Origin of the sequence: Mycobacterium sp. (genome assembly GCF_052144515.1) — a bacterium.
Lineage (GTDB): Bacteria > Actinomycetota > Actinomycetes > Mycobacteriales > Mycobacteriaceae > Mycobacterium.
The window spans coordinates 1-11,042 of record NZ_JBKQQD010000555.1; the positions used below are offsets into that span (position 1 = coordinate 1).

Genomic DNA, 11,042 nt, shown 5'->3' on the forward strand with positions numbered 1-11,042 from the left:
GGCGCCGCGGCGCCGAACGACGGCTGGGTGTCTTGGGTGTCCGCGCGGACCGGGATCTCGCCGACGTAGGCGAAGCTTGGGCTCAACTGCTGGCCCAGGTGCTCGGCGAACTGCGTGCAGCTGCCGAACCGCTGCGACGGATCTTTGGCCATCGCGGTGGCAAACACCGCATCCAGACCCGCCAACTCGGGGCGACGCGCGCCGATCGAGGGCGGCGGGGCGTTGACATGGCGACCGATCACCACCGCCGGATTGGAGTCCTCAAACGGCGCCACCCCGGCCAACAAATGAAAAGCGGTGCAGGCCAACGCATATTGATCGGCCCGCCCATCAATCGGCTCACCCCTCAACTGCTCGGGCGCCGCGTAATTCACCGTGCCCACCGTCATGTTCGTCGCCGTCAGGCCCGCCGCGTCATCGATGCTGCGCGCGATGCCGAAATCAGCCAGAAAAACCCGCCGCAGCCCTCCGTCGGGATCGGCCAACAAGATGTTGGCCGGCTTGACGTCGCGGTGCAACAACCCTCGATGGTGGGCGTAATCCAGCGCCGAGCCCACCGCGGCGATGATGGAGGCCGCCTCGTCGAGGGGCATCCCGCCCGGAAAGCGTTCGCGCAAGAAGCGGCCCGCGTCGGTGCCGGCGACATAGTCCATCGAAATCCAGAACTGGCCGCCCTCTTCGCCGCGATCGTGAATCCGCACGATGTTGGGATGCGACAGACCGGCCGCCAGGTCCGCCTCGCGCAGAAATCGCGCCCGAAACTCCGCATTGGCGGTCAAATCCGCCGGCAACACCTTCAGCGCATCCTGGCGCGGCAACCGCGGATGCGACGCCAGGTAGACGGTGCCCATCGCGCCCGCGCCCAGCACCCGCACGATGGTGTATCCGGCGAACACCTGGCCACCCACAAGTGACATGGGCAAATCGTAAATCCTCTTTGTGGGCACCTCATATCCTTTCCCAGCAATAGGGCGGGGCCGGTTCCGCACACGCCCTCCGGCCACCCACTGTCATCGCATTTCGTCCTGGCTGGACGATGGCCGACGACACCTAGGGTGACGGACACCGCTTGCCGGATAGTCGCGGATTTCTTGCGAAATTCTTGCGGCTATTGCTTGGTCCCGGTCACCTGCCGCAAGCCGCGTTCGGTCCCCCGCGACGAACGCGAGGTCGGCCGGAGGCCGAGGGTTCGCACGGAGGCCTCGACGTAGATTTCGGCGCGCTCGAACAGGATTCGTGGTCCGGCAAACTCCGACGGACACACGTCTCCCGTCCGTTCCCGCCACAGGTGAAGGCGAAGCGCGAGCTCATTCGCAATCCTGGCCAATCCGTCACGTTCCTCCCCGAGGAGCAGGTTGTTCAACTCGCTGGGGTCGTCGGGCAGGCTGTAGAGCTCGCGCGCCGGCCGCGGCCCTTCTGCATAGTCGAATACGGCTTTCCCGGAGGGACTGTCCTGGATGTCCAAAGGTAAGTCCACGAGGTGGCGTGGCGCGTAGTTCTCGATATAGCTGTATTCCTTAGTGCGAATGGCACGCATCGGATCAAAGGAATCGTGAAAGGTCTTCTCGGTGAACACCTCCCGGCGAGCGGGTGCGGCATCCGGTGTCGGCCGGAGCAGATGGTTCACGTGCGAGACGCCTTCCACTTCGGCCGGTATCTCTATGCCGAACATGTCGAGCAGCGTCGGGAGCAGATCGACACCGCTGAACAACTCGTCATAGACGCGCGGCGCGATGCCCAGCCTCGTGGGCGGTCGGATGATCAACGAGATCTCGGTGCCGGCGCCGTACAGCATGGACTTCGCGCGCGGAAAGGGTGCGCCGTGGTCGCTGAAGAAAACCACCCACGTGGTGGCGTCCAATCCGGTGTCTGCAAGCGTGTCCAGCAGGCGGCCGACCGCCGCGTCCGCCACCGCGATCGCCCCATAGAAATCGGCGAAGTCGCTGCGGACTTCCGCGACGTCCGGCAGGTAGGCGGGCACTTCGACGTCCTCGAGTTGCGCCGGCCGATACCGGTCGCGCGACTCCCCCGACCAGGGCCGATGCGTTTCGAAAAAACCCGCCGTCAGCAGGAACGGGTCGCTGCCATCGAGCGGCGCGCTCTCGGTCAGCCATTCCTGCGCTTTGGCGACGACATATTCGCAGTGGGAGTCGGACACGTCGAATTCGTCGAAGCCGAGCCGCGCCGGGAACGACGTTTCGTGTTGCATCCCGAATAGCGCCGAGTACCAGCCGGCGTCCGACAGAATCTGCGGTAGTGTGCGGACCCCTTCGCGGTACTCAAAACCGTGATGGGCCAATCCGATCAGGCCGTTGCTGTGCGGATACCGACCGGTGAATATTGCCCCGCGCGACGGTGAGCACTGAGGGGCGGCAGCGTGGGCGCGGGTGAACAGGATGCCCTCGGCGGCCAAGCGATCCAGGCACGGGCTCGAAACCCCGCGATGCCCGTACGCCCCGAGCCAGCGGCCGGTGTCGTGCCAGTTCACGATAAGCAGGTTGTCGTCTCGCCGCTCCGTCATGCTCAGCAAGCTTGCCCGAGGGGCGACCAAAATTGTTGGGTATCCAGAGGATTACGTCGGAACCCGATGGATCACGAAGATTCGGGCAGCATGCGAGAAGACGACGACCATGACAACCGCACCGGTGGGACTTCGCGTGCCGTTTGCGTGTTTGCCGAATGCCGGCGCGTCGGCCTGAGCAGCAGTGTGCTCAGCAGCAACGCCCCCGCCACCACGACGGGGACGGTCCAGGCGCGGCGTATCGCGATGGCTGCGTGGCATTGGCCTACGAAGTGGGTTCCGGCCGCGTCGGCGGTAGCGGCCTGAGTCCAATCGCTTCCGAACCCACTGCCGCAGTTGATTTGGAATCCCCACTGGTCGAAGTCGGAGAGGAAGACGGGAAACCGCAGCGCCAATAGACCGCCGACCAGCAGCAGGATGCCGGTCATGAGGATGAGCAAGCGTGGAGTCGACATATTTGCCAGCGCAGTCGCGATCGCGGACTTCTTATTCCGCCGCTGGGAGTTCTGGCCCATTTCGCGTGCCATCTCCCGGTCCATGCGGGCGGATTCGAAAAGACCCAGATCCTGCGGATCGTGCTGCGGCCGGTGAAGGTCCGGTGAAGCCGCGGGCATGTCGTTGAACACAGGCATCGAATGCCTCCCTCACGCATAGCAGAGCTGAGTATGGCCTTATATACCCAGCATCAACACGTGGGTGCACGAAGAAATTCCATGACCGCAGTCTGCGGAAAGCTGACTTCACCCAGTCGATGCTGGTGAGCGTTCATCCGATCGCCGCACGGGCATTCTCCGGGCGGACCGCCCGGACGGTCCCCGGCGCACCCCGACCGCTCGCCTGCGCACCCGAAATAGCCACCGTGGCCGGCTCACCGGCGAGCCCTGCAGGCGTGCGATGCGTAGGGTGCCAAAGATCAGCACCGCCGCTATCGGCAACTCCCCCAGCACGGCGGTGAGGACCGATACCACGAAATCGCCGCGTCTGGCGGTCAGCACGTCGAACCAGGCGTCGCACACGAGCAGGACGCCCGTCGTAAACGCAAACAACGTCAGCAGGTGGTGCTGGACGAAGCCCAGTACCGCGGTGGCAATCATGAAGCTCAGCAGCAAGATATCGAAGCCGACCCAGGTCAGCTGCCAATGCTGGGCGCTGTAGCTCTGCGGCAGGGTGAGCCCGAGGTAGATGGTCCACGGGATCAACGCGATCGCGGCGCACAGCGCCAGCCACTCGCGGGTCCGGCGGATCTGGATGACACGCCGCGAGCGCATCACTGACTGCTTCCCACCAATTCATGACCCGCACCTACATGCCTGGCTAGCACTGGCGGCATCAGCAGCAGTCGGCCCATGGGGGTGATCGTAGTGCGGCTGCCGGTGGTTAGCTTCAGGGATGCAACGCGTACCAGAGCTGGCCCGTCAGCTATACGACCGCTTCGAGCCAGTTCATGCCGTGACGTATTTCGCGCCGGAGGCGCGCGCGGCGATGGACGACCTCGGTTACCGCGGGTTCTGGATGGGTTACTTCGCGGCCCGATCGGCCCCACTGGGCCAGGTGGCCCCCGAAGTCGTGACCGCGCTGTTTTACAACTTCGCACCCGCGCGGGCGGCGAAAGCTCTTCCCGCGGCGTGGGAAATCGCGGGGCCACAGGTTGTGTTGCGGGCCCGCGAAGCCTCGGCGGTGGCCGCGTTACGGCGCTACGGCGTCATCGACGACGAAAACGTCCGCGCGGCAGCACAATTGGCTGGGAGGGCCGCACAGGCGTCCGTGGACGGTCGGCCACTGTTCGCCGCCAACCTCGCCTTGCCCTGGCCAACCGGTCCGGTTGCCGCGCTCTGGCACGCCACAACTCTGCTGCGCGAGTATCGCGGCGACGGTCACGTCGCGGCGCTGGTCGCCGCGGGCATCTCCGGGCGGGAATCCAACGTATTGCAATGCGCGGCCGGCGCGGTGCCCCAGGACTACATCAAGCGGACCCGTCACTACGACGACGCCGAGTGGCGGGCGTGTGAGCGCAGCCTGGCTGCTCGCGGTCTCCTCACCGACGCTGGATCCTTGACCCCGGCCGGACGCGACCTCAAAGACCACATCGAGACCACCACTGACGCGCTGGCGCTGCGCGCGTTCGACTTTCTCGACGACGCCGAGGTGGAGGCGTTGTTGCGCGCGTTGACACCGATCGCGCGAACGGTGATCGCTGGAGGTGACATGCCCGCCGTCACGCCGATGACCCTGCGACGGGATTTTTAGGTCACAGGCAACTGCTATACGACCTGAACGTCGGTAGGCGACCAGAACGCTCGCATCGACGTGATTCTGGCGTCCTCGTCGAACTCCATCACCGAGATGGGCGAGATGCGTGTGCGGCTGTCCCCGGCATCGATAGTGAGGTGCCACAAAAACGCCGCCTCGCTGCCCGCGATACGCAGTTGCGCGAGTTCGGTCTCTTTCTTGACACCTTCGATCGCCGCGTAAAACTCGTGTACGGCGTCGTGGCCGCGCCGGAGATCGGATCCGACTGGGTCCTCGATAGTGGCATTGGCGGCGTACAGGGTCACGACATCGTCGGCGGTGCCCTTGGCGAGGAACTCGAGATAGCGATTGACGGTTTGCGCGATGGCTTCCTGGGACGGCATTGTTCGGACGCTACACGGCGCACTCAGCACGGCTGCGGGTTCGTCGCGTTAGCGCTCCGCCGACTCGTCCGCCTGCTCGGTGTCGGCCAGCGTCAAGGGCAACGCCAGCTCTTCCAGCGGGCGTTGTTCGGCCGCCACACCGAGCCACAGTTCGACCACGCCCGCAACCGCCATCACCGCCGCTCCGATCAGGAATGACCACACCACCTCACCGCGCTGTCCGGAATTGATCAACTGACCGAACAGCAGCGGGCCGGTGATGCCGCCGATCGCTGTGCCGACCCCGTAGAAGAACGCGATCGCCAGCGCCCTGGTCTCCATCGGGAATATCTCGCTGACGGTCAAGTAGGCCGCGCTTGCACCCGCCGAGGCGAGGAAGAACGCCGCCGCAAGCACGGCGATGAACGCCCAGACGCCGCCGGCCTGGGTCGCAACCAGCACCGCGAGGACAATGGCCACCACAGCAGAACCGACGTAGGACAGGGTGATCATCGGTTTGCGGCCGACGGTGTCGAACAGCCGCCCGAGCACCAGGGGGCCGAAGAAGTTACTCAGCGCCCACAGGATGTAGAACAGCGGCACCTTTGCGGCCGGCACTGCGTAGAACCCACTCAGCAATGTGCCCAGATTGAACGTCACGCCGTTGTACAGGAACGCCTGCCCGATGAATAGTGCCAGCCCCAGGACCGCGCGCCGAGGATAGAGGGTGAATGCCACCTTGGCGATCTCAAGGAACGAAATCGCCTGGCGCTGACGGATTCTCAGCGGCCGTCCTTGGGGCTCGGGCAGCGGTCGGCCCGTTTCCCGTTGCACATCGGATTCTATTTCGCCGACGATCCGCTCGGCTTCCTCGTCGCGCCCGTGAATGAACAGCCAGCGTGGGCTCTCCGGAACGTTACGCCGGACGAGGAGGACAAAGATGCCGAAGAAGGCACCGATGCCGAAGGCGAGCCGCCAACCGATGTTCGCCGGGAAGTTCGACGTGTCGAGCAGGACCAGTGCGCCGGCCGCGCCGGCGGCCGAGCCCAGCCAGTATGTCCCGTTGATCACCAGGTCCACCCGACCGCGCACCCGCGCGGGGATCAACTCGTCGATCGCCGAATTGATGGCAGCGTATTCGCCCCCTATGCCGGAGCCGGTGAAGAAGCGCGCGACGAAGAAATACCAAGGCGCGAACGCGAATGCGGTCGCAACGGTGGCGATCAGATAGACCGCGAGGGTCAGCATGAACAGATTGCGCCGTCCGAAGCGGTCGGTCAGGTGACCGAAGAACAATGCGCCCAAGCACGCACCGGCGATGTAGAACGCCGCCGCCGCGCCGATGTCTGCGGCGTTGAGTTCGATGCCGCTGCCGTGCTCCGTGAGCCGGGACGACACGTTGCCGACCATCGTGACCTCGAGCCCATCGAGGATCCACACACAGCCGAGGCCGACGACGACGCGCCAATGAAACCGCGCCCAGGGCAGCCGGTCCAGCCGTGCCGGGACTTGGGTCGTGATGGTTCCGGTTTGCACGCGTTCGCTCATCTGCCTCCGATCTGGGTGAATCAGAGAATTACCCAACCACGCTGTATCGCAAGCCTCAAAGCGTATGCCGGCTTATCGAAGGCCTAAACGTCTATGCGTTGGAAACCGTTGTTGCGGTACCGCTCGACGCACGTTCCTCGCCTGACCTTGCCACTCGTGGTGATGGGGATCGAGCCAGGTTCCACCGGAACGAGATCGGCGACGCTGAGGCCGTGCGACTTCGATATCGCCGAGGTCAATTCGCCCTTGATGGCGTCGAGCTTGGCCATCTCGTCCTGCTGGGAGTCGCCCCGCTTCTTGACTTCGATGATGACGACGAGCTTCTCGGTCTTGTTCTGCGAAACAGCGATCGCCGCGCAGCGACCCCCGGTGACTTCCTGGACCGTCGCCTCGATGTCGTCGGGCGAGTGGTTACGGCCATACACGATCAAGAGATCCTTGATGCGGCCGACAATGAACAATTCGTCGTCGTAGACGAAGCCTGAATCTCCGGTTCGCAGCCACGGACCCTCCGGGGTGCCCGGCGACGGATCGACCAGCTTCGCACTGAAGGTGTCCTCCGACGCCTGCGGGTTTTGCCAGTAGCCGGCGGCGACGTTGTCGCCGTGAACCCAGACCTCTCCGACCTTGCCGGCGGGGTTCTCCACTCGGGTGTCCGGGTTGACGATTCGCACCGTGGCCGCACGGGGCACGCCGCAGCCGACCAGATCGACGCCACCTTCGTCGCCGCCCGGCTGCGCATGACCGGCCGACAGCCTCTCGTAGTCGAATCGCGCGGTCATCGGCGGTCGCCCGGGCGGGTTCGACGTCGCGTACACCGTCGCCTCCGCGAGGCCATACCCTGGCCGCAGCGCGGTGTCGGGAAGGTTGAACCGGGCGAACCGCGTGGTAAAACGCCTGATCGTCGCCGCGTGGACGCGTTCGGCACCGAAAGCGAACGTATGCACATGCCCCAGGTCGAGCCCCGCCATGTCCTCGTCGGAAACGCGTTTCACAGCGAGCTCGTAAGCGAAGTTGGGCCCGCCGGTGTAGGTCCGCGTGCTGCGGGCCACCGTCTGTATCCACCGGGCGGGCTTCTGCAGAAACGCCATCGGGCTCATGACCACGGTGCGAAGTCCCGCGACTATCGGAAAGGCCATGCCGCACATCAGGCCCAGGTCGTGATAGAAGGGCAGCCAAGAAACCACGGTGGTGTCCGGCGGTGCAACCTTGCCGAGGTCCTCGAAAGTGTCGGAGGTCAACTGCCCCAGATTCGCCATCACGTTGCGGTGCGTCACCATGACACCGGCGGGTGTACGGGTGGATACGGACGTGTATTGCAAAAACGCCGCGCCTACCCGATTCTCGGGCATCGTCGCGGTTCCGCGCGGGCGGTCCAAGTCCAGCAAATCGACCTCAACGACCGATGGACCGGGTGCGTCGGACTGCGATTGCACCGAGTCGACGACAGTGCTCGCGACAGAGGATGTCGTGAGGATGAGCGACGGCGACGCGTCGCGCAGCACGGAATTGACGCGCTCATCGGCGGCCCCGCCCAGCGGAACCGACAGCGGAACTGCGATGAGTCCGGCCTGCAGTGCGCCCAGAAAAGCAACGATGTAGTCGAGTCCTTGCGGCGCGGATATCACCGCCCTGTCACCGGGCGACGCGCACTGCCCAAGCTCGTTCGCGACATTCAGCGTTCGCCGATACAGCTGCGACCAGGTCAGGCTTGATGTAACGCCGGACTCGTCCTGTTCGTAGTCGACGAACGTGAAGGCCGTGTCATCGGGCTGCAGACCGGCACGTTCGCGCAGCACAGCAGGGAGCGAAGGCTCCGTCATCGACACCCCGTCCCCCGACGGGCCGGTCCCGTCACTCGCACGGCCATCCAGTCTAGACACCTCGGCCACCGGCGCTGTGCGGGCGAAAAGCAACCCGCTACTCGGCTGTCGCGCGATCGGGTGAATTTCGCGAGGGGGCGGCCTGACCGAACAGCACCCGGCGGACGCGCAGCCGCCAGCGGCCCGGATCCGTCTCCGGTGCGGGATTCTCGCTGAGTCCGAACCGATCATGCAGGTTGGCCAACGGTTTGGGCGCCCACCAGTTGACCCGGCCGAGCACATGCATGAACGCCGGCACGAGGGCCATCCGTACCAGGGTGGCGTCGGCGAGCACCGCCACCGTCAGCCCGAAGCCGAACAACCGCATGAACGACACCTTCGCGGCCATCAGTGCCGCGAAGGAGATCGTCATGACCAGCGCCGCGGCCGTGATGACCCGCCCGGTATGGGCCACACCGAGCGCGACGCTCCTGTCGTTGGCACCCCACCCTTTGTGGGACGCCCGCCAGTACTCCCGGATCCGCGAGATGAGGAAGACCTCGTAGTCCATCGACAGGCCAAAGGCGATGCAGAACAACAACACCGGCAGTTCCACCCCCAGCGTGCCGGTCGCCGCGGTGCCCAGCCCGCCCAGGTGGCCCTCCTGAAACACCCACACCAGCGCACCGAACGACGCGGTCAGTGACAACGTGTTCGTCAGCACCGCCTGGAACGGCAACACCGCGCTACCGGTCAGCGCGAACATCAGCACCATGGTGACCACCGCGATGATGGTGAGCACCCACGGCAGCCGCGAAGAGATCGCATGCACGCTGTCTCGATTGCCCTGTGCCGCGCCGGCCAGCTGCACCGGTCTGCCGGCCGGGGTCGCAATGGCGTGCAACCGGTCGAGCTGGGTTATCGAGGCGGCGGAGTAGAGCGGCGCGGTGGTGGTCACCGTCAAAAAGGCGCTGCGGTCCCGGAGTCCGGCGGGCGACGAGGGCGGCCCGGGTTGCAGCCTGCCGCCGACGAACGTGCCGCGCGGTGACGAGGCCGACGACACGTCCGGTACCCGCGACAGAGCGGCGGCGTAGGCATCCAGGTCGGCGAGGGTCAGGTCGGTCGCGTTCGGGACCACGACGGTGGTGTCGGGGACCGCGTCGCCCGCGAAGTCGTTGCGGAGCTGGTCGCCGACCTGGCGCGCGGACGCCGAGGTGGGCAGCACGCGGTCGTCGGCGAAGCCCCACTTCACGTCGCGGAATGGTGCACCGAGCAGCAGTAGGAGCGCGGTGACGGTCAGGCCGATCGGCACCGCGTGGCTCATCACGAACTTCGTCCACCGGTACCAGAACCACTCCTCGACCGGCCGGGGCCGGCGGTGGGCGCGCCGCAGGATCCGGCGCACGTCCAACGAGTCGAGCCGATCACCCGGCAGCGCGATCGCCGCTGGTGTCACGATGATCGCCGCAGCCGCCGTGAACGCGACCACCGCCACCCCCGCGTAGGCGAAGGATTTGAGGAAATACGGGGGGAACAGCACCAGCGCCGCCATCGACAACGCGACCGTCATCGCCGAGAACAGGACGGTGCGACCGGCAGTGGCCATGGTGCGGATCAGCGCCACATCACGAGATTGGCCCTCCGCCAACTCATCCCGGTACCGGCTGAGGATCAGCAATGTGTAGTCGACGGCCAGCGCCATGCCCAACGCGACGGTCAGGTTCAGCGCGAAGATCGACACATCGGCGAACAGCGTGATCGTGCGCAGCGACGCCAGCGCACCGAAAATCGCGAAGAGGCCGATGGCCACCGGTAGCGCCGCCGCGACCAGGCCACCGAAAACCCAGACGAGCAACAAAAAACTCAGCGGCAGCGCTAGCGACTCCATGAGCAACAGGTCTCTCTGGGTTTGCTCGTTCACCTGCCAGGCGACGGCGGCGTCCCCGCCCGCGCGAACCGTGACGCCATCGCGGTCATGGACCAGCTCGTCGGCAAGCTGCTCGGCGTAGATCTGGGCATCGTTGTCGCCGCTGTTGATGGCGGCAACGATCAATCCCGCCTTGCCGTCCTTGCTGATGAACTTGCGCGCGGCGTCCCGCGACACGGTCCACGGCGACACCACCTGCCCGACATGCCGCGAGTTGCCCAGCCGCTGAGCGATATCGGCACCGACCGCGCTGGCTTGGGGCCCCAGCGCGCCGCCGTCGGACGTGACCGTGATCAGCAGGCCCATGTCGCCCTGGTCGAACTTTTTCGCGAGCAGCGCTGAGGCCTTTGACGATTCGGCGTTGGGATCGAGCTCCCCGCCGGCTGACAGCGACTTGACCACCGGGACGCCGAAGATCGCGGTACCGATCATCACGAGCACAGCCAGGGCGATGACCCGACGCGGGGCCGCGATGGCGAGTCGCGCCAGTCCGTGCAGCACGGCGCTCCTTTCTCGGTCGCTTGCTACTGCTAGTGCTCCGTCTGCGATTTGATCTGGTGAAGGGTCTCGCGGCCACGTTGGACTTTCGTGATGATGTCGTCGGCGCTGGCTTTCCAGATGAACGGTTTGGG

At 65.6% G+C, this 11,042-nt stretch carries 9 protein-coding genes; 1 reads left to right on the forward strand and 8 read right to left on the reverse strand.

Translation table 11 applies throughout. The features are described 5' to 3' along the window. The 4 genes from ACLP9N_RS37865 to ACLP9N_RS37880 all read right to left on the reverse strand — a co-directional run. Window positions 1–917 (reverse strand): serine/threonine-protein kinase (locus tag ACLP9N_RS37865; RefSeq protein ID WP_442412199.1); only part of this gene is annotated, 917 nt, incomplete at its 3' end. 191 nt (window positions 918–1,108) lie between these two features. Continuing rightward, a complete protein-coding gene (locus ACLP9N_RS37870; RefSeq protein WP_442412200.1) occupies window positions 1,109–2,521 on the reverse strand; it encodes a sulfatase family protein in 1,413 nt (470 codons plus the stop codon). Window positions 2,522–2,592: 71 nt separating this feature from the next. Further along, window positions 2,593–3,153: a hypothetical protein gene (locus ACLP9N_RS37875; protein ID WP_442412201.1), complete on the reverse strand. Its 561-nt coding sequence runs from the start codon at window positions 3,151–3,153 to the stop codon at window positions 2,593–2,595. A 108-nt stretch (window positions 3,154–3,261) separates the two neighbouring features. Further along, window positions 3,262–3,789: a hypothetical protein gene (locus ACLP9N_RS37880; RefSeq protein WP_442412202.1), complete on the reverse strand. Its 528-nt coding sequence runs from the start codon at window positions 3,787–3,789 to the stop codon at window positions 3,262–3,264. A gap of 121 nt (window positions 3,790–3,910) precedes the next feature. Here ACLP9N_RS37880 and ACLP9N_RS37885 point away from each other — a divergent pair, with 121 nt between their 5' ends. Beyond that, on the forward strand, window positions 3,911–4,768 hold the full coding sequence (locus ACLP9N_RS37885) for an SCO6745 family protein (protein WP_442412203.1): 858 nt from the start codon (window positions 3,911–3,913) through the stop codon (window positions 4,766–4,768). Between the two features lie 14 nt (window positions 4,769–4,782). Here ACLP9N_RS37885 and ACLP9N_RS37890 read toward each other — a convergent pair whose 3' ends face one another. The 4 genes from ACLP9N_RS37890 to ACLP9N_RS37905 all read right to left on the reverse strand — a co-directional run bounded on the left by ACLP9N_RS37890 (window position 4,783) and on the right by ACLP9N_RS37905 (window position 10,911). Continuing rightward, window positions 4,783–5,154 carry a nuclear transport factor 2 family protein gene (locus tag ACLP9N_RS37890; RefSeq protein ID WP_442412204.1) on the reverse strand — a complete coding sequence of 124 codons (372 nt, stop codon included), beginning with the start codon at window positions 5,152–5,154 and terminating at the stop codon, window positions 4,783–4,785. 48 nt (window positions 5,155–5,202) lie between these two features. Further along, entirely contained in the window at window positions 5,203–6,681 is a 1,479-nt protein-coding gene (locus tag ACLP9N_RS37895; protein ID WP_442412205.1) for an MFS transporter, read from the reverse strand. An 83-nt stretch (window positions 6,682–6,764) separates the two neighbouring features. Beyond that, complete coding sequence (locus tag ACLP9N_RS37900) at window positions 6,765–8,504, reverse strand: AMP-binding protein (protein ID WP_442412206.1); 1,740 nt, start codon at window positions 8,502–8,504, stop codon at window positions 6,765–6,767. Window positions 8,505–8,601: 97 nt separating this feature from the next. Next, window positions 8,602–10,911, reverse strand: a complete 2,310-nt coding sequence (locus ACLP9N_RS37905; protein WP_442412207.1) for an MMPL family transporter — start codon at window positions 10,909–10,911, stop codon at window positions 8,602–8,604. Window positions 10,912–11,042 lie beyond the last annotated feature (131 nt).